General features: G+C 71.6%; 16 protein-coding genes. 9 read left to right on the top strand and 7 right to left on the bottom strand.

Features of this window, described 5'->3' with window-relative positions; translation table 11 throughout:
- Window positions 1-1686 (top strand): DUF5719 family protein, encoded by a 1686-nt coding sequence (locus HNR07_RS18595; RefSeq protein ID WP_184366079.1) that lies wholly within the window; start codon window positions 1-3, stop codon window positions 1684-1686.
- A 159-nt stretch (window positions 1687-1845) separates the two neighbouring features.
- Here the strand turns inward: HNR07_RS18595 and HNR07_RS18590 are convergent, their stop codons facing one another.
- Window positions 1846-2241, bottom strand: a complete 396-nt coding sequence (locus HNR07_RS18590) for a metallopeptidase family protein (RefSeq protein WP_184372272.1) — start codon at window positions 2239-2241, stop codon at window positions 1846-1848.
- Between the two features lie 222 nt (window positions 2242-2463).
- On the opposite strand from HNR07_RS18590, the gene HNR07_RS18585 reads away from it, so the two are divergent.
- The 4 genes from HNR07_RS18585 to HNR07_RS18570 all read left to right on the top strand — a co-directional run bounded on the left by HNR07_RS18585 (window position 2464) and on the right by HNR07_RS18570 (window position 6185).
- Window positions 2464-2865: a DUF3499 domain-containing protein gene (locus tag HNR07_RS18585; RefSeq protein ID WP_184366078.1), complete on the top strand. Its 402-nt coding sequence runs from the start codon at window positions 2464-2466 to the stop codon at window positions 2863-2865.
- Between the two features lie 91 nt (window positions 2866-2956).
- On the top strand, window positions 2957-4327 hold the full coding sequence (locus tag HNR07_RS18580; RefSeq protein WP_184366077.1) for a phosphomannomutase/phosphoglucomutase: 1371 nt from the start codon (window positions 2957-2959) through the stop codon (window positions 4325-4327).
- A 126-nt stretch (window positions 4328-4453) separates the two neighbouring features.
- On the top strand, window positions 4454-4630 hold the full coding sequence (locus HNR07_RS18575) for a Trm112 family protein (RefSeq protein WP_014911237.1): 177 nt from the start codon (window positions 4454-4456) through the stop codon (window positions 4628-4630).
- 190 nt (window positions 4631-4820) lie between these two features.
- Window positions 4821-6185 carry a protein kinase domain-containing protein gene (locus tag HNR07_RS18570; RefSeq protein ID WP_184366076.1) on the top strand — a complete coding sequence of 455 codons (1365 nt, stop codon included), beginning with the start codon at window positions 4821-4823 and terminating at the stop codon, window positions 6183-6185.
- A gap of 54 nt (window positions 6186-6239) precedes the next feature.
- Here HNR07_RS18570 and HNR07_RS18565 read toward each other — a convergent pair whose 3' ends face one another.
- Together HNR07_RS18565 and HNR07_RS18560 are read right to left on the bottom strand one after the other, a co-directional pair.
- Window positions 6240-7430 carry a hypothetical protein gene (locus tag HNR07_RS18565; protein ID WP_184366075.1) on the bottom strand — a complete coding sequence of 397 codons (1191 nt, stop codon included), beginning with the start codon at window positions 7428-7430 and terminating at the stop codon, window positions 6240-6242.
- An 83-nt stretch (window positions 7431-7513) separates the two neighbouring features.
- Window positions 7514-7960 (bottom strand): MerR family transcriptional regulator, encoded by a 447-nt coding sequence (locus HNR07_RS18560; protein WP_184366074.1) that lies wholly within the window; start codon window positions 7958-7960, stop codon window positions 7514-7516.
- Window positions 7961-8089: 129 nt separating this feature from the next.
- Between HNR07_RS18560 and ahcY (HNR07_RS18555) the strand changes: the two genes are divergently transcribed.
- Window positions 8090-9526 carry an adenosylhomocysteinase gene (ahcY, locus tag HNR07_RS18555; RefSeq protein ID WP_184366073.1) on the top strand — a complete coding sequence of 479 codons (1437 nt, stop codon included), beginning with the start codon at window positions 8090-8092 and terminating at the stop codon, window positions 9524-9526.
- Between the two features lie 18 nt (window positions 9527-9544).
- Window positions 9545-10807: an adenosylhomocysteinase gene (gene ahcY / locus HNR07_RS18550; protein ID WP_184366072.1), complete on the top strand. Its 1263-nt coding sequence runs from the start codon at window positions 9545-9547 to the stop codon at window positions 10805-10807.
- A gap of 39 nt (window positions 10808-10846) precedes the next feature.
- Here ahcY (HNR07_RS18550) and HNR07_RS18545 read toward each other — a convergent pair whose 3' ends face one another.
- Window positions 10847-11746 carry an RDD family protein gene (locus HNR07_RS18545; RefSeq protein WP_184366071.1) on the bottom strand — a complete coding sequence of 300 codons (900 nt, stop codon included), beginning with the start codon at window positions 11744-11746 and terminating at the stop codon, window positions 10847-10849.
- A 116-nt stretch (window positions 11747-11862) separates the two neighbouring features.
- On the opposite strand from HNR07_RS18545, the gene HNR07_RS18540 reads away from it, so the two are divergent.
- Both HNR07_RS18540 and HNR07_RS18535 read left to right on the top strand, forming a co-directional pair.
- Complete coding sequence (locus tag HNR07_RS18540; RefSeq protein ID WP_184366070.1) at window positions 11863-12858, top strand: stage II sporulation protein M; 996 nt, start codon at window positions 11863-11865, stop codon at window positions 12856-12858.
- 317 nt (window positions 12859-13175) lie between these two features.
- Entirely contained in the window at window positions 13176-13505 is a 330-nt protein-coding gene (locus HNR07_RS18535; RefSeq protein WP_184366069.1) for a DUF397 domain-containing protein, read from the top strand.
- Here HNR07_RS18535 and HNR07_RS18530 read toward each other — a convergent pair whose 3' ends face one another.
- The 3 genes from HNR07_RS18530 to HNR07_RS18520 form a co-directional block, all read right to left on the bottom strand.
- Window positions 13506-15518, bottom strand: coding sequence for a tetratricopeptide repeat protein (locus HNR07_RS18530; protein WP_184366068.1), 2013 nt, complete (start codon window positions 15516-15518; stop codon window positions 13506-13508).
- Between the two features lie 73 nt (window positions 15519-15591).
- Window positions 15592-16890, bottom strand: coding sequence for a DUF58 domain-containing protein (locus HNR07_RS18525; protein WP_184366067.1), 1299 nt, complete (start codon window positions 16888-16890; stop codon window positions 15592-15594).
- Window positions 16890-17873, bottom strand: coding sequence for an AAA family ATPase (locus HNR07_RS18520; RefSeq protein WP_184366066.1), 984 nt, complete (start codon window positions 17871-17873; stop codon window positions 16890-16892). The genes HNR07_RS18525 and HNR07_RS18520 overlap by 1 nt, the downstream gene beginning before the upstream one ends.
- Window positions 17874-17900: the final 27 nt, after the last annotated feature.

The raw sequence follows: 17900 nt of genomic DNA, 5'->3' as shown, positions 1-17900 counted from the left end.
ATGCGACTGATCGTGGAGAACCGGTTCGCGCTGTTCGGGCTGGTCGCGTTGGCGCTGCTCGCCCTGTTCGGGGTCGCGTTCGTGATCCGGCCGATCAACCCCGAGCTGGGCGTGTCCGAACGGGGCACGATCCGGCCCGAGCTGGCGGCGCGGGTCTGCCCGGCTCCGCACGAGTCCTCCGACGACGGAGCGGAGAGCTCGGTGGCCGCCTTCGCACCCCGGGTCAGCCGCGACGACGAGGGCGTGCTGTGGGCGGTCCCGCTGGCCGAGGCCGTCGAGCCGCCCCGTCAAGAAGACGAGGACGCCGACGCCGAAGACGAGGACGAGGGCGAGGGCGACGAGGCCACCGATGCCGACGAGGCGAGCCCGAGCCCGTCACCCAGCCCCGACGGCGACGCGGACGAGCGCGGCGAGCTCCTCGGCGAGGAGCAGACCGAACCCGGACGGGTCTGGCGTACCGACACCGGCGAGGCCGGCCTGCCCACCGCCCTGCACGCCGAGGGCTCCCTGGCCTCCGGCCTGGACGCCGCGCAGACCACCGTCTCCGACGACGGCATCACCGAGGTCCGCTGCGCCGAACCCTCCATCGGCACGTGGTTCGCCCTGCCCGGGGCCAACGACCCCGACGGCGTGGACCTGGACACCCTCACCGTGCACCTGTCCAACCCGGAGGCCTTCCGGGCCACGGTCAGCGTGGACGTCTACACGAGGGAGGGCCCCTCCTACTCGCCGGACAGCCGGGGCATCCATCTGGGCCCGGAGGAGTCCACCGAACTCGACGTCACCGAGCTCATCCAGAACACCAGCTCCATCGCCGTCCACGTGCGCACCAGCACGGGCCGCGCCGCCGCGGCCCTGCTCGCCGAGCACTCCGCGGGGCCCGCGGACTGGGTTCCGCCGACCCGGGCGCCCGATGAAGCACACGTCATCCCCGGGGTGCCCGGCGGCGACGGCACCCGGCGGCTCATCGTGGCGGCGCCCGGCGACGAGCCCGTCCAGGTCCGCGTGCACGCGATCACCGCCGTGCCCGAGGAAGCCGAAGACGACGAATCCGAGGCCGAAGACGACGATGCCGACGGCACCGCCGGAACCGCCGAGGACCCGCTGGTCCTGAACGTCCCCCCGGCCGCCTCTGCCTGGCTCACGCTGGAGAGCGTGCTCGGCGGGCTCCCGGGGACGGTCGTGGTGGAGGCCGACGCCCCCGTGGTCGCCGGGCTGATCGCCGAGGAGGTCGAGGTGGACGGCGACGACGTGAACGTCGTGGAGACCGCCTACACGGCCGCGGTGGACCCGCTGACGGGCCCGCTGGACACCACGGCGGTCATCCCGGACATGCCCGAGGGCGTGGACGTGGAGCTGGTCCTGGGTGCCCTGGACGGCGACGCCAAGGTCGTGGCGACGCCGATCGCCGCCGACGGCAGCACGGGAGACGCCGTGCGGGCCGAGGTGGCCGCCGGGACGACCCACGTCTTCGGTACCGACACCGACGGCTGGGCAGCACCCTCCGGGGTCGACCCCGAGGACGGCTACGCGGTACGGCTGGAACTGCTGGAGGGCTCGGGCCCGGTGTACGTGGCCCGCGTCCTGCGCTCCGGGGACGGGATCAGCGTCCTTCCGGTCCGCCCCGCCCCGGTCCGGGTCGAACTTCCGGTCGTCCGGGACAGCATGACCGGCGTGGTCCCCTGACCCGGAGCCCTGACCCCTGGGCCGCTGCTGGCCCACAGGCGGCCCACAGTCGGGCCCCAGGCCGCGCCGGTGGTCGTTCTGCGGGCAGAGGGCAATCACCGCCCCGGGGGTACTCTCCGGGGCGGTGCTGTGGCATCTGGGGGCCGGTGCCGGTCGGCTCTAGTTCTCCGGATCCACCGATTCCGGTTCCACCCCGAGCAGGTTGGCGACCTCCTCGACCACGGTCTCGTGGACCAGGAGGGCCATCTCGTCGGGATCCTTGGTCCGTATCTCCACGGGCCGCCGGTAGACGATGATCCGCGCCCGACCCGCGGGGTCGGTCTCCAGGCGGGAGAAGGGGATCGTCTCGGTCGGGTTCCCGTGGCGCGGAACCGGGGGAACGTCCTCCACGAGGAAGTCGACGTTCGCCAGCTCACGCGCCCACAACCGCTCCAGGCGTTCGACGGCGTCCAGGACAAGGTCGTCGAAGGCCTGCGCTCGGCTGCGGAAGACGGGCAGGTCAGCGGGCACGAGAGGACCGCGGATGCCTCGGCCGCGGCGGTCCCGGCGCCGCACTCGGTCTGGTTGGCCACTGGAAAGGCGCACACGTCGCACACCTTGAGACTAAGCCATCACGAGCCCCCCGCGTAGTCCTGTGGGCCCAGGAGTACCGAGAAGCGGGGCCCGTACCCGGCAGGGGACCGCGACCTGCCCGGGTCAAGAACTCTCGCCCAAAAACTGTGCGGGGCATGGGACGATGCTGGCGTGTCCCTCGGTAAAGGCATACAGTCAAACGCTGTGAGCCATGTTCGACGCTGTTCCCGCACCGCGTGCAGGCAGCCCGCCGTATTCACGCTCACGTACGTCTACGCCGACTCCACAGCCGTTCTCGGTCCGCTCGCCGCCTACGTGGAACCGCACTGCTACGACCTGTGCGCCGTTCACGCGGAGCGGTTGACCGCACCGCGCGGCTGGGAAGTCGTTCGGCTTCCGGTCGAGACGTCGGGAGGTGGTCCCGGCAGTGATGACCTGGAGGCCCTCGCCGACGCCGTACGTGAGGCGGCGAGGCCCCCGGCGCGCCCTGAGCCGTCCCCCGGCGAGCCCGTGGGGGAGGGGCAGGAAACCCTGCGCCGCGGTCATCTGCGCGTGGTCAAGTCAGACCGCGGGGAGCAGCGTCCGCCGCACCACCCCAACGGCTGAGCCCGCGACCTCTTGCTAGTTTTGTACGGCGCTCGACCACAACCGGGCGCTGGACCGAATTCGTCGCAGAACCGACCTGGCCGGAGCAGACGTGGCTGATCTCGGAAGCATCTTCAAGGCATACGACGTGCGCGGTGTGATTCCGGACACCTTCAACGCAGACATCGCCCGGGCGGTCGGCGCCGCCTTCGCCCGCGTGGTCGGCGGTCCCGCCGTCGTCGTCTCCCATGACATGCGCCCCTCCTCCCCGGAGCTGGCCCGGGCCTTCGCCGACGGCGTCACCTCCCGGGGCGTGGACGTGGTGTTCGCCGGACTCGGCTCCACCGACCTGCTCTACTACGGCTCGGGCTCCCTCGACCTGCCCGGTGCCATGTTCACCGCCAGCCACAACCCGGCCCAGTACAACGGCATCAAGATGTGCCGCGCCGGCGCCGCGCCGATCAGCGGCGAGACCGGTCTGGACGACATCCGCGCCCTGGCCGAGAAGATCCTCGACGGCGCCGACGACGCGCCCGCCCACGACGGCCCCGAGGGCACCGTCACGGAGCGGGACCTGCTGGCCGGCTACGCCGACTACCTGCGCGACCTCGTGGACCTCTCCGGGTCCCGCCCGCTCAAGGTCGTGGTGGACGCGGGCAACGGTATGGGCGGCCACACCGTCCCCGCCGTCCTGCAGCAGGGCCTGCCGCTGGAGATCGTCCCCCTCTACTTCGAGCTGGACGGCACCTTCCCCAACCACCCGGCCAACCCCCTGGACCCGGACAACCTGGTCGACCTCCAGGCCAGGGTCCGCGAGACCGGGGCCGACGTCGGCCTGGCCTTCGACGGCGACGCCGACCGCTGCTTCGTCATCGACGAGCGAGGCGAGCCCGTCTCCCCGTCCGCGGTCACCGCCCTGGTGGCCGCCGAGGAGCTCAAGCGCGAGCCCGGCAGCACGATCATCCACAACCTCATCACCTCCGCCGCGGTCCCCGAGATCGTCGCCGAGCGCGGCGGCAACCCCGTGCGGACCCGGGTCGGCCACTCCTACATCAAGGCGACCATGGCCGAGACCGGCGCGATCTTCGGCGGCGAGCACTCCGCCCACTACTACTTCCGGGACTTCTGGAAGGCCGACACGGGTATGCTCGCGGCCATGCACGTCCTGCGGGTCCTGGGCGCGGACGAGCGTCCGCTCTCGCAGATCACGGAGGAGTACTCCCGGTACGCGGCCTCGGGCGAGGTCAACTCCGAGGTCGCCGACGCCCCCGGCCGCATGGCCGCGGTGCGCACGGCGTTCGAGGGCAGGGACGGGGTCGCCGTCGACGAACTCGACGGCCTCAGCGTCACCCTGCCCGGCGGGGCGTGGTTCAACCTGCGCGCCTCCAACACCGAACCGCTGCTGCGGCTCAACGTGGAGGCCCCCGACGACACCGCCGTGGCCGCCCTGCGCGACGAGGTCCTGGCCATCGTCCGGGCCTGACCCGCTCCAGCGACCGGCCGGAACCCGACCGGGGTCCGGCCGGTCGCTGGACCGGCCGCACCGCCAGGGCGCGCTACCCGATACACGTGGCCGCCGCACGCGGTCATCACACGAGGAACGAGAACCATGAGCACGAAGATCGACGGCTGGCTGCTGGAGATCCTGGCCTGCCCGCAGAGTCAGGCGCCGCTGCGCCACGACCCGGAGACCGACGAACTGGTCTGTGACGAGAGCGGTCTGGCCTACCCGATCCGCGACGGTATCCCGGTCCTGCTGGTCGACGAGGCGCGCAAGATCTCCTGACCGCCGAAGGACGACCTGAAAAGGTCCGGCGGGGGACGGAACGTTCTCCCCGTTTCGGTAGTCATATCGGGTACGTCCGGGTAAGGGGCGCCCTTCGGGTGCCGGAGCCGCGCGCGGCCCTACCCGGCGTTTCCTACCCGTACCCTGATTTTGCGCTCCCCGCCCAAGACGACCTCCCTGGAGGACATCGATGCCCGGTCCCGAATCGCTACTGCCGAGCGACCCCTCCGCGTTCGGTGAATACAGCGTGACCGGACGACTGGGGAAGGGCGGCCAGGGCGTCGTCTACCTCGCCGAGGACCCCTCCGGCGACGAGTACGCGGTCAAGGTCCTCAACGACCAGTGGTCGGCCGACGCCGACCTGCGCAAGCGGTTCGAGAAAGAGGTCCGGGCCGCCCAGCGGGTCGCCTCCTTCTGCACCGCCGCGATCATCGACGCCCAGCTCGACAGCGACCCGCCCTACGTGGTCAGCGAGTTCGTACCGGGCAAGGACCTTCAGGAGACCGTCGCCAAGGGCAAGACCGTGCGCGGGGCCGCTCTCCAGCGCCTGGCCGTCTCCACCGCCACGGCGCTGGTCGCCATCCACAAGGCGGGGATCGTCCACCGCGACTTCAAACCCGGCAACGTGCTGCTGGGCCCGGACGGACCGCGCGTGATCGACTTCGGTATCGCCCGGGTCGACGACGGCACCGCCACCATGACCAACTCGATCGTCGGCACGCCCTCCTACATGGCCCCCGAGCAGATCGAGGGCCGCGGGATCACCGACAAGTGCGACATCTTCGCCTGGGGCTGCGTGATCGCGTTCTCCTCCACCGGGCGGGCGCCCTTCGGCTCCGACACCGTCCCTGCCGTGGTGCACCGCGTGGTCAGCGCCCCGCCGGACCTGGACGGCATTGACGACGCACTGCGGCCGATCGTCCAGTCCTGTCTGGACAAGGATCCGAACCAGCGCCCCAACGCCCAGCAGCTGCTCATGCGGCTGCTCGGCCACGACGGCCCGGACGAGTCCGCCTCCAGCAGCGCCGACGACGCGCTCAAGCAGGGCGAGCAGGTCTCCAAGACCGGTATGTTCAACGGCCAGCAGCTGCCGCCCGTGCAGCCGCAGGCACCGCAGTACCCGCCCACCGGCGCGCAGCCGGGCATGGGCTACCCGCCGGCTGTCTCCGACCCGCGCCTGGGCCAGAACCCCGGGGTCTCCAACCCCAACCCCTACGGCCCCGGGCCCGGCGTGTCCAACCCCCGCCCAGGCCAGTTGGGTCACCCGATGAGCTCGAACCCGCAGCACGGCGGGTTCGGCGCGCACCCGGGCATGTCCAACCCGCGGCCGGGTCTGCCGGGCCACCCCCAGCAGCCGCACGCCATGCACCAGAACGCCAACCCGATGATGACGGGCGCGGTCAACCCCAACCAGACCTACAGCCCGCACGGGGCGCACCGGCCGCAGCCCGCCCAGCAGGACTCGATCCTCCAGCAGGGCTGGGTGATCCCGGCGGTGCTGATCACCATCATCATCCTGTTGCTGCTCCTGGTGATCCTGGGCCTCAGCCGCTGACGGGCCCGGGGAACGGGCGCCGATCCGGGACCACACCCGCCTCTTCGGACCTCCTCAGGCCCGGGTGAGCTCGTTCATGGAGCGGGAGACCGCCTCGTCCACGAGGTCCCGCACCTGCGGCCAGCGGTCGTCCACGCAGTCCGTGGGCATCACCGTGACACTGTCGCTCCTGGACATCTCCAGCGTCTGCCTGACCCCCTCCGGGGTGACCAGTCGCGCGTTGGCGGTCACCGCCAGCACACCGCAGGGCGGGCTGCCCACGTCCTGCACGATCACGTACAGGGCCAGGGAAACCTCACCCGCCACCAGCTCCAGGCAGGTCCACCAGCGCGAGGAGCAGCCCTCCCCGGTGTCGGCCCCGTCCACCCCGTCTCCCGAGGTGACCGTGGCGCTCGCCCAGGGCGCCAGGGCACGCAGGATCAGCGCGACCGGTTCGCGCCGGGAGCGCACGTACTCCAGGACGCGGCGGCGCGTGACCGCGGTCAGCGGCGGGACCGGGGACTGGGCCGGGGGGACTTCCGTACGGCTCCGACCGAGTTCTCCGCGCAGCGCCCCGGTGACCAGCCGCGCGAAGTGAGCGACCAGGATCGCCAGCCGCTCTCCGCGGTCCCCTCCGGTACACGGATCCGGCGGCGGAGCGCCCGGATCGAGCAGCAGCGGGGGGAAGTCGGCCCGTTGGAGGACCTGGGAGGCCAGCACCCACGGCAGCGCCCCGGGTGGTCCGTGCGCTCCTGACGGCCCGGCCCCGGTCGGCTCCTCCCCGGCGGCCTCGGCCAGGACCCGCGCGCACTCGGCATAGGTGTGCGCGGCCCGCACCACGGGGTGCGCGGGGACCGTCGCGGCCCGGGCGAGGTCGTCGGCGTGCGCGGAGGACAGGACGATCCTGAGCGGTCGCAGCGCCCGCGCCACGGAAACCCCTTCGGAGGGCCGGCCGAGGGCCGGTTCGGGGATCCCGACCGCGGACAGCTCGGCGACCCTTCCGGCCAGCGCGGCGATGTGCGGGCCGGTCATCGGCTCCCCGGACACCGACGAACCGGTCAGCAGGAGGTCGGTGAGCCCGGGATCGGCGCCCCACTCCCGTACGCGCTCCCGCGTCAGTTCCCGCCGCGCGGCTCCGCGCACGTCCAGGGGCTGGTCCTGGCGCTGTCTGGTCCAGACCGCCCGCAGGCTGTCGACGTCCCTGAGGTCTACGCGCACGCGCTCGGGGAGTGTCTCCCAAACGGTGTCGCCGAGTTGGCTCTCCACGGTGTCATCCGTAGCCCGTGGGCTCTTTGCCAAAACATGCCGAACGGTTGGTCTGGGTGTCCGGAGGCGGCCGTGGCCCCGGGTCAACCAGAGTGCCCGGTGCGCGTCCCGGTGCCGGAGGGGCCCGGGCGCCGGGAGTGCAGCAGGCGCATGGCCTTCTCCTTCTCGAAGTCCAGAGCCCTGGTGGGGGCCGCGGCCAGCCTGCCCAGGCGTTCACCGTGCGCGCGGACCCGGGCCAGCACGTCCGGTTCGGCGAGCACGCGCAGCGCGAAGGCCAGCGCCGCCGGCGGGATGTCGAACTCGCGCTCCAGCTCCAGCCCGCCCTCGATGGTGCGCAGGTCCTCCTCGGTGAACCGGCGGTGCCGGTGACCGCGCCCGGTGGGCTGCTCCTGGGTGCGGGGGAGCAGGCCGAGGCCCTCGCGGTAGCGCAGCATGCGGGCGGTGCTGCCGACCCGCTCGGCGGCCGCGGAGATGGGGACCGGCGCGGGGTCGGGTCCGGGCGCTGTGGGGTCGTCGTCGAGGGCGGCCATGGAGGCGACCCTAACCCACCTCCGCCCCCACATCGCGCAAATCTGACATCTCGCTGTGAGCTTTGTGTCCGGGGCGCGTTCCCGGGCCTAGAATCGGGACGCAACCATGACTTGACGAGTGAGGAACGCATGGCTTTCGACTTCAAGGTCGCCGATCTCTCCCTGGCCGAGTTCGGCCGCGACGAGATCCGTCTCGCCGAGCACGAGATGCCCGGCCTCATGGCCACCCGCGCCGAGTTCGGTGACAGCAAGCCCCTCACGGGCGCCCGCATCATGGGTTCGCTGCACATGACCGTGCAGACCGCCGTCCTCATCGAGACCCTCGTCGCCCTGGGCGCCGAGGTCCGCTGGGTGAGCTGCAACATCTTCTCCACCCAGGACCACGCCGCGGCCGCCGTGGTGGTCGGCCCCGACGGCACCGTCGACGACCCCAGGGGTGTCCCCGTCTTCGCCTGGAAGGGCGAGACGCTGGAGGAGTACTGGTGGTGCACGGAGCAGGCCCTGACCTGGCCGGGCGCCGAGGGCCCCAACATGATCCTGGACGACGGCGGCGACGCCACCATGCTCGTCCACAAGGGCGCCGAGTACGAGAAGGCCGGTGCCGTCCCCGACCCCTCCACCGCTGACAGCGAGGAGTTCGAGGTCGTCCTCAAGCTCCTCCAGGAGAGCCTCAAGAAGGACTCCACCAAGTGGACCGAGATCGCCAAGCGCATCAAGGGCGTCACCGAGGAGACCACCACCGGTGTCCTGCGCCTGTACGAGATGCAGCGTGACGGCAGCCTGTCCTTCCCGGCGATCAACGTCAACGACTCGGTCACCAAGAGCAAGTTCGACAACAAGTACGGCATCCGCCACTCGCTGCCGGACGGCATCATGCGCGCCACCGACGTCCTCATCGGCGGCAAGGTCGCCGTGGTCTGCGGTTACGGCGACGTCGGCAAGGGCTCGGCCGAGGCGCTGCGCGGCCAGGGCGCCCGCGTCATCGTCACCGAGATCGACCCGATCAACGCCCTCCAGGCCGCCATGGACGGCTACCAGGTCGCCACCCTGGAGGACGTGCTGGAGACCGGTGACATCTTCATCACCACCACCGGCAACTTCAACGTGATCATGGCCGACCAGATCGTGCGCATGAAGCACCAGGCGATCGTCGGCAACGTCGGCCACTTCGACAACGAGATCGACATGGCCGGCCTGGCGAAGGTGCCCGGGATCAAGAAGAAGGAGATCAAGCCGCAGGTCCACGAGTGGACCCAGGAGAACGGCAAGTCCGTCCTGGTGCTCTCCGAGGGCCGTCTGCTGAACCTGGGCAACGCCACCGGGCACCCCAGCTTCGTGATGTCCAACAGCTTCACCAACCAGGTCATCGCGCAGATCGAGCTGTTCACCAAGCAGGACGAGTACCCGGTCGGCGTCTACACCCTGCCGAAGATCCTCGACGAGAAGGTCGCCCGTCTGCACCTGGCCGCGCTCGGCGTCAAGCTGACCGAGCTCACCAAGGAGCAGGCCGCCTACATCGGCGTGGACGTGGCCGGGCCGTACAAGCCCGACCACTACCGCTACTAGGGGCGAGTCCTTCCACAGATGACACTCCCCTCACACGAGGTGGCGGACCTCGGCCTGTCCAGGGCCGGGGTCCGCCGTGTGGCATGGGCCGAACGCTCCATGCCCGTCCTGCGCAGCGTCCGCGCCCGCTTCGCCGAGGAACAGCCTTTGGCAGGTCTGCGGGTGGCCGCGTGCCTGCACGTGACCGCCGAGACCGCGAACCTGCTCCGCGTCCTTCGCGCGGGCGGCGCCCGGGTGTGGCTGGCCGCCTCCAATCCGCTGTCCACCCAGGACGACACCGCCGCCGCGCTGGTCAGCGAGTACGGGGTGGCCGTGTACGCCTGGGCCGGGATGGACACCGCCGCCTACGACCGCAACCTGGTCACGGTTCTGGAATCCCGGCCGCACCTGCTGCTGGACGACGGCTGCGACCTGGTCAACACCGCCCACGTGGACCGCCCCGAACTGCTCGAAGGCATCCTGGGCGGCTGCGAGCAGACCACGACCGGTGTCATCCGGCTGCGCAGGATGAGCGCCGAGGGCGAACTGCGGCTGCCGATGGTGGCGGTCAACGACACCCGCACCAAGCGGATGTTCGACAACCGCTACGGCACCGGGCAGTCGACCGTGGACGGCGTCCTGCGCGCCACCAACACCCTCCTTGCCGGACGCACCGTGGTCGTGGCCGGGTTCGGCTACTGCGGTCGCGGCCTGGCCGAACGCTTCCGCGGCATGGGCTCGAACGTGGTCGTCACCGAGGTGGACCCGGTCAAGGCGCTGGACGCCGTGATGCAGGGGTACACGGTTGCCACCATGGACACCGCCGCCCCGGTCGGGGACGTGTTCGTCACCGCCACCGGCAACCGCGACGTGATCCGCCGCGAACACCTGGCGGTGATGCGCGACGGCGCGATCCTGGCGAACTCCGGCCACTTCGACCTGGAGATCGACCTCAACGCCCTGGACGCGCTGTCCGTGGCGGTCGACCGCGGCGTACGCGAGCAGGCCGACGAGTACGTGTTCGCCGACGGTCGCAGGCTCCTGCTGCTGTCCGAGGGCCGCCTGGTCAACCTGGGCGCGGCCGAGGGCCACCCGGCCGCCGTCATGGACATGTCGTTCGCGGTGCAGGCACTGACCACCGAGTGGCTGGCCAAGGAGCACGGTGCCCTCGAACCGGGCGTGGCGGACGTCCCGGAGGAGATCGACAACGAGGTCGCCCGCCTGGAACTGGCCGCCCTCGGGGTGGGCATAGACACCCTCACCCCCGACCAGGAGGCCTACCTCAACTCCTGGCGCCCCTGAAGATTCGGCGGCCGACAGTGAACGTGGTCGCCGCGACGGTCACCAACGGTGCTGCGGGTTCTGGCCCTGGCCAGGGAAGCTCTGTTGGGGCTGCCCCTGCGGGAAGCGCCCCTGGCTCTGGTAGACCTGCGGGTCCTGGGCGCCCTGTGGTCCCTGACCCATGGCCTCCAGGCTGCGGCGGCGGCGCTCGGCCAACACAGCGGCCAGGAAGAACGGCGGGGTGGTGCCGGGCGGCGGAGGCGGGCTGACCTGGGCGGCGACCGCGTCGGCCAGCTGGATGCCCATCTCATGCCGGGTGTGCTCGGCGAGCTCGCCGTAACGCAGCACGTACTGGCGGGCGGAGTTCGCGGTCTCTGGGGAGAGGCGGGACAGCTCGGTGCCCGCCGCCCAGGCCGCCAGGTGCGGTGGCATCGCGATAACCGTGTCGCGGCGCTTTCCGGTGCGCTCCTCCACCACCATGGTCCCGGCCACGAAGTCGCCGACCCGGCGGCCGTCCCGGTTGAGCATCGAGGTGACCAGGGCGATCACGCCGAAGGTCATCCACAGCTCCACGAATCCCGAGAGCGCCCGGGCCAGCGCCTGGCGGAAGCGTTCGGGTGAGCCGTCGGTACCGACCACCCGCAGGCCCAGGGCCATCTTGCCGAGGGAACGCCCGCGTGAGATGGACTCGAACGCGGTTGGATAGCCGACGATGATCAGGATCGTGGTGGCCAGGGAGATCGCGGCCGTCGCGGCGGGGTCGACGCTGAACGCGATCCAGGAGACGACCAGGCCCAAAGCGATCAGCGCGATGACCTGCACCAGGAAATCGATCGCGATGGCGGCCGCGCGTGTGGCGAACCCGGCCGGGCGCAGTTCGAGTACCACCGCGTCACCGGTGACCAGCGGCGTCGTGCCGTACGCGTTGTCACGGGACTCGCCGCCACCGGGATAGGACACCAGTACACGCTCCCTTACCGGGTGTCTGAAACCGTCTCCCAGAGACTACCCGTCCGTGCGGCGGTCCGTTCGCATCAGTCACGGCCGCGGGGCCCGGATCCAGTAGTGTCCCATACGTGGATATCGACGTGTTCGCCGCGGCGCACGCCCGGGAGTGGGACCGACTGGACGAACTGGTGCGCAGGCGCCGTTCGCTCACAGGTGAGGAGATCGACGAACTCGTCGAGCTCTACCAGAGGGTGTCCACCCACCTGTCGGTGGTGCGCTCCTCGGGTCAGGACCCGGAGCTGGCCGCCCGGCTGTCCTCCCAGGTGGCCCGGGCCCGGTCGGCGGTCAGCGGTGCGCACTCCTCCTCGTGGACCGACGTCATCGGCTTCTTCACCCGGGTGTTCCCGGCGGTGCTGTACCGGCTGCGCTGGTGGTGGATCGGCGTCACCGCCGGAACCCTCGCGGTGGCCACGGTGACTGGGGTGTGGATCGCCACCAACCCCGACGTCCTGGCCGCCCTGGGTACCCCCGAGTCCATCGCGCGCTACGTCGAACACGACTTCGCCAACTACTACGTGGAGAACCCGGCGGGTTCCTTCGCGGCCCAGGTGTGGACCAACAACGCCTGGGTCGCGGCCCAGGCGATCATCTTCGGCGTGGCCTTCGGCCTGCCCACCCTGGGGGTGCTGTTCCTCAACGCGGTCAACATCGGCGCGGCCGGCGGCATGATGTTCGCGATGGGCCGCGGCGACGTGTTCTTCGCCCTGATCCTCCCGCACGGCCTCCTGGAGCTCACGGCCGTGTTCGTCGCGGGCGGCGTGGGCCTGAAACTCGGCTGGACCCTGATCGCCCCGGGCGAGCGGACCCGCCTGCGCGCCCTGGGCGAGGAGGCCCGCGCGGCCATCGCGGTGGCCCTGGGTCTGGTCCTGGTCCTGTTCGTCTCCGGCCTCATCGAGGGGCTGGTCACCGGCTGGGTCACCAACACCTGGATCGCCATCGGCATCGGCGTGGTCGCGGAGGTCCTGTTCCTCGTCTACGTCTTCACTGTGGGCAAGAAGGCCCATGAGGAAGGCGAGACCGGCGACATCAAGGACGCCCCGGCCGCCGTCCCGGTGGCCGGTTAGGCGCTGCCGCAGGTCGGCCCCATGCCGATCGGCGCCACCGGTCCCGGGTGGAAATTAGCCCGCGCGGTCAGGGCGGGGTGCGCGTCCGGATCGCCCGCATCCCGGTGAACTCCGGCTCCGCCGCCGGACCGGGGCCTGCGGTGGCGCGTCCGGGGTGACACCGCCGTGGAGGTCCCGGATTCGGAGCAGCTGCCCGTAGACGGCGCCCCGGGGGGGGAGCCGCGGGCGCTTCGGGGCGAGGCCATGCCACCCATGATGCCGGACGGGCAGCCGCTGAGCCCGCCGGAAACCGGAACGGGCTGTGGCAGTATCCGGACATGGACGACTACGCGCCCCGCTGGTTCAAGAGCAGCCACAGCAGCCTTGAGCACGAGTGCCTGGAGGTCGCGGTCACCGATCCGGTGTGGCGCAAGAGCAGTTACAGCAATTTCGCCATGAACTGTGCGGAGGTGGCCGCCCGGGCCGAACCCGAGTGGTTCAAGAGCAGTCACAGCAGTATGGAGAACGGCAACTGCGTCGAGGCCTCCCTCACCGGCTCTGTCACGGTCCTGTTCAGGGACACGCAGAACCGCGAGGCCGCGGTACTGGCCGTCCCCGCGCGTGAGTGGGCCGGGACCGTCTGCCTGGTCTCCGGCAGACGCGGCTGATCAGCCCTCGGCCAGCCGCCTCGCCTTCTCGAACCACTCCCGGGTCATCGAGGTGAGGGGGTGGTCCTCGCCCAGGAGCTCCTCACAGGTCTCCAGAGTGCGCGCGAACCCCTCCGCCGCGGTCCGGTGGTCCCCCCGTTCGAAGGCCACCCTGGCCAGGTTGAACCCGGTCTCGACCGTACGGGGGTGCAGCCGCCCCAGCAGGCGGGAGCGCGCCCGCCCGACCCTGCGGAACCCCTCCTCGGCGGCGTCGTGCTCCCCCTTGTACATCAGGACGAAGGACAGGTTCTCCAGGGCCTGCAACGCGCCTTGGTCCTCCTCCCGGGAGGGCTCCGGGTGCTCCTCCCAGAGGGCGCGGAACTCCGCCTCGGCGGTGGCCAGGTCACCGCGCAGCCCTCTCATCAGCGCGACCTGGTGACGGCTGCTCAGGGTCTCCGGATGTGTGGGACCCAGTACGGACCTGCGCTTGCCGAGCACCGTACGGAAGATCTCCTCGGCCTCCTCGAACCGGTCGAGGCCGCGCAGGGCGTCGCCCAGCGCGGGCTGGGCCCGCAGGCTCTCCGGATGGTCCTCGCCCAGGTCGTCCCGGCTCTGATCGACGATGACCCGAAGGTTCCGCTCCGCCTCCTCCTGAAGGCCGCTGATCATGAGGGCCCGTTGGGCGCGGGTGTTCACCCGGACGGAGTCGGGGTGTCCCGGGCCGTGGATCCGCGACAGGACGTCGTGGAGGACTGTGTAGGCGCCCGTCTCCAGAACGGAATCGCGGTCGGCGCGCCAGCGCAGGAGCCGCTCCGCCGTCTCCAACAGGGGAAGGGAGTCCCGACCCAGGCTCGCGCGGATGCTCTCGGACACCAGCGGGTGCAGACGCAGGGAGGTCTCCCCGGTACGTCGGCCGACGGTGACCAACCCGTGGACGACGAGTGCGTTGATCGCGCGGACCAGCCTCACCTCGTCGAGGTCGGACAGGGTCCCGTCCGCCAGTTCGGGCAGCGGCAGTCTGCGCAGGGGGACGGCGACGGCGTTGCTACCCAGGACGGACAGGATCCTGAGGAGGGGAGCCGACATCGGCTCCTTCCGGGCCACCAGGCGAAGGGACAGGTCCCAGACGCCGGAGAGCTGTTGACGCTCGTCGCCGTCCGTGCCGGTCACCGGGGCGGCGAGCTGATCGAGCTCGGAGATATCCCCGTCGATCCGCTCCAACAGGGAATCCGCGTCGGGGAACAGGATCCCGTGCGTGGCCAGGATGCGTCCGGCCAACGACAGCGCCAGCGGCACCCCGCCGAGGCGTTCGGCCAGCCCGGTGCCTCCGGGCAGATCGGTCAGCCCGGCGTGGTCGGCCAGCGCGGTGGCGGCGTCCTCGCCCCCGAGGACCCCCACCCGGTGTACGTCGGCGGGCGCCCACAGCGCGGGATCGTCGACACGGCTGGTCACCAGTACGAACCCGCCCGGGCTCGACCTCATCCAGCCGCGCTGCTCGCCGGGGCGGTTCTCCGGGTCCAGCAGCTCCGGCTGGTCGGCGTTGTCGATCACCAGCAGCCAGGGGCGGGGCGCGGTGTCCAGGTGGCGCCAGACCCAGCGGGCAGCCGATCTCGGAGCGGTCTTGAACTGCTCGGCCTCCTGGCGGGAGCCGCCCAGTTCGACCGCCACCTCCAGCATGCTCGGCACGATCGCGTCCGGTCGTACCCAGAACACCGTCCAGCCCCGCGCACGGGCGCGCTCGGCGAGCGCGGCGGCCACGGTGGTCTTGCCGAAGCCTCCCGGGCCGGTGAGCACGTGCGGGACCGGAGCTCCGCGTTCCATGGACTCGTGCAGCGTCCCCAACAGCTCCGCACGCCCTCGTACGGGCGTCGCGGGGCGAGGTGGGTCCAGGGACACGTCCGCGACCGGAGGGGGCGCCTGGGCCGCGTTCACGGTGACGCCGCCGTGGATGTCCCGGACCTGGAGCAGCTGCCCGTAGACGGCGCCCCGGACGTCGTTCGCGTTGCGGTTGTGGGCTTCGGGGGGTGAGGCCATGACGCCCATCATGCACGAGAGAGGCGCCCTCCCACCGGGGGAGAGCGCCTCCACAACGTCTTCCCGCGACTTCCTACAGCCGCCCCTGAGCCTTCAGGTTGATGTACGCGTCGGCCAGCGCCGGGGCGATGTGCTCGGGGTCCGCGTCCACGACCTCGGCGCCCATCTTCCGCAGTTCCGCGCTGATCCGGCGGCGTTCGCTGAGGGTGCGCTCGGCGGATGCCGCCCGGTACAGGGCCCCGGCGCTACCCCGTTCCGCCGCCATCTCCTCGACCTGCGGATCCTGGATCCCCGCCACCATCAGCAGGTGGTGGGAGGACAGCAGCGGCAGCCTCGGCAGCAGCCCCTCCTCCAGGGAGGTGGCGTTGAGGTCGGTCAGCAGTACCACCAGCTTGCGGGCCCGGCCCTGGGTCAGCACCGCGCTGACCAGGCCCGCCGGGTCCGACTCCACCAGTTCGGCCTCCAGCGGGGCCATCGCCTCCACCACCCGGTTGACCTGGCTGCCCTTGCCCGAGGCCTTCACCTGAGCGCGCACCGCGCGGTCGTAGGCCATGAAGTCCACCCGGTCGCCCGCCTTGCCCGCCAGCGCGGTCAGCAGCAGCGCGGCGTCCATGGCGTGGTCCAGCCTCGGGGTGTCGCCCACCCGCCCGGCCGAGGTTCGCCCGGTGTCCAGCACGATGAGGATGCGCCGGTCCCGTTCGGGCCGCCACGTGCGCACGACCACGCCGTCGTCGCGGGCGGTCGCCCGCCAGTCGATGGAGCGCACGTCGTCGCCGGGCACGTAGTCGCGCAGCGAGTCGAACTCACTGCCCTGCCCGCGCACCATCGCGGTGTGCTGGCCATCCAGCTCGCGCAGCCGGGACAGCTTGCCCGGCAGGTGCCTGCGGCTGTGGAACGGCGGCAGGACCCGTACGGTCCAGGGGGCCTGGAGCGTGCGCTGTCGGCCGGCCAGCCCGAGCGGGCCGACGCTGCGCACCGTCACTCCGGCGGAGCGGGCGTCACCGCGGCGCGTGGGAGTGAGCGCGGTCCGCACACGACGGCGCTCCCCGGCGCCCACCAGCAGCGGCTGGACCCTGGGGGAGGAGTGCGAGCTCGGCGGCCAGGCGTCGCGGACCGAACCGCGCAGCCGCCGCTTCGTCGGGTTGGAGACGGTCACGGACACCTCGGCGGTCTCACCCAGGCGCAGCGAGGTGTCACCCTCCCGGGACAGGCGCAGCTTCCGCGGGCCGGTCGCCAACAGCACGTCCAACGCGACCAGGACCAGCACCAGGCCCACGGAAAGGTAGGTGACGGTCCCGCCGATATCGCCGGATATCGCCACCGCTCCCGTCGCGAGGAGCGCCAGCAGTGCGGCCCGGCCGGTGACCACCATCAGCGCGGCACCGGGACGGAGGCGAGCACACCGTCCAGGATCCCGTCGGTGGTGGCGCCCTCCAGCTCGGCTTCCGGGCGCAGCCCGATCCGGTGCCGCAGGGTGCCCTTGGCCAGGGCCTTGACGTCGTCGGGGGTCACGTAGTCGCGGCCGGACAGCCACGCCCACGCCCGGCTGGTGCGCAGCAGCGCGGTCGCGCCCCGGGGGGAGGCACCCAGCTGGAGGGAGGCGGAGAACCGGGTGGCCCGGCACAGGTCCACGATGTAGCCCAGCACCTCGGGGGCGATCCGCACCTGAGCCACCGCGTTGCGGGCGGCGTGCAGCTCGGCGGCCCCGGCCACCGCCCGCACCCCGGCGGCGGCCAGGTCGCTCGGGTCGAAACCGGCGGCGTGGCGGCCGAGCATGTCGATCTCGGCGTTGCGCTCGGGCAGCGGGACGGTCACCTTCAGCAGGAACCGGTCCAGCTGGGCCTCGGGCAGCGGGTAGGTGCCCTCGTACTCGACCGGGTTCTGGGTGGCCGCGACCATGAACGGGTCCGGCAGCGCCATCGGGCGCCCCTCCACGGTGACCTGCCGCTCCTCCATGGCCTCCAGCAGCGAGGCCTGCGTCTTGGGCGGGGTCCGGTTGATCTCGTCGGCCAGCAGCAGGTTGGTGAAGACCGGCCCCTGCATGAACTCGAACTTCGCCGTGTGCTGGTCGTAGACGAGCGAACCCGTCACGTCACCCGGCATCAGGTCCGGGGTGAACTGCACCCGCTTGTGGTCCAGTGACAGGGCCTGGGAGACCGTGCGCACGAGCAGCGTCTTGGCGACACCCGGCACACCCTCCAGCAGTACGTGGCCGCGGCACAGCAGTGCCACGACCAGGCCGGTCACCGTCTCGTCCTGGCCCACGACCGCCTTGGCCACCTCGCGGCGCAGGGCGGTCAGCGCCGCCCGGGCCTCGTCGGCGGAGGGCAGTGCCTCGGGTGTGAAGGCGCTCACGTGCCGTCTACCTCTCTCGATACGTCA

The organism is Nocardiopsis metallicus, from assembly GCF_014201115.1.
In the GTDB taxonomy this organism is placed as follows: domain Bacteria; phylum Actinomycetota; class Actinomycetes; order Streptosporangiales; family Streptosporangiaceae; genus Nocardiopsis; species Nocardiopsis metallicus.
This window is presented reverse-complemented; position numbering and strand designations above follow the sequence as displayed.

Excerpts from the sequence above, each read along its gene's own strand:
- HNR07_RS18595 (WP_184366079.1), top strand. The coding sequence starts at position 1 with ATGCGACTGATCGTGGAGAACCGGTTCGCGCTGTTCGGGCTGGTCGCG.
- HNR07_RS18575 (WP_014911237.1), top strand. The coding sequence starts at position 4,454 with ATGAGCACGAAGATCGACGGCTGGCTGCTGGAGATCCTGGCCTGCCCG.
- HNR07_RS18570 (WP_184366076.1), top strand. The coding sequence starts at position 4,821 with ATGCCCGGTCCCGAATCGCTACTGCCGAGCGACCCCTCCGCGTTCGGT.
- HNR07_RS18560 (WP_184366074.1), bottom strand. The coding sequence starts at position 7,960 with ATGGCCGCCCTCGACGACGACCCCACAGCGCCCGGACCCGACCCCGCG.
- ahcY (WP_184366073.1), top strand. The coding sequence starts at position 8,090 with ATGGCTTTCGACTTCAAGGTCGCCGATCTCTCCCTGGCCGAGTTCGGC.
- ahcY (WP_184366072.1), top strand. The coding sequence starts at position 9,545 with ATGACACTCCCCTCACACGAGGTGGCGGACCTCGGCCTGTCCAGGGCC.
- HNR07_RS18535 (WP_184366069.1), top strand. The coding sequence starts at position 13,176 with ATGGACGACTACGCGCCCCGCTGGTTCAAGAGCAGCCACAGCAGCCTT.
- HNR07_RS18530 (WP_184366068.1), bottom strand. The coding sequence starts at position 15,518 with ATGGCCTCACCCCCCGAAGCCCACAACCGCAACGCGAACGACGTCCGG.
- HNR07_RS18525 (WP_184366067.1), bottom strand. The coding sequence starts at position 16,890 with ATGGTGGTCACCGGCCGGGCCGCACTGCTGGCGCTCCTCGCGACGGGA.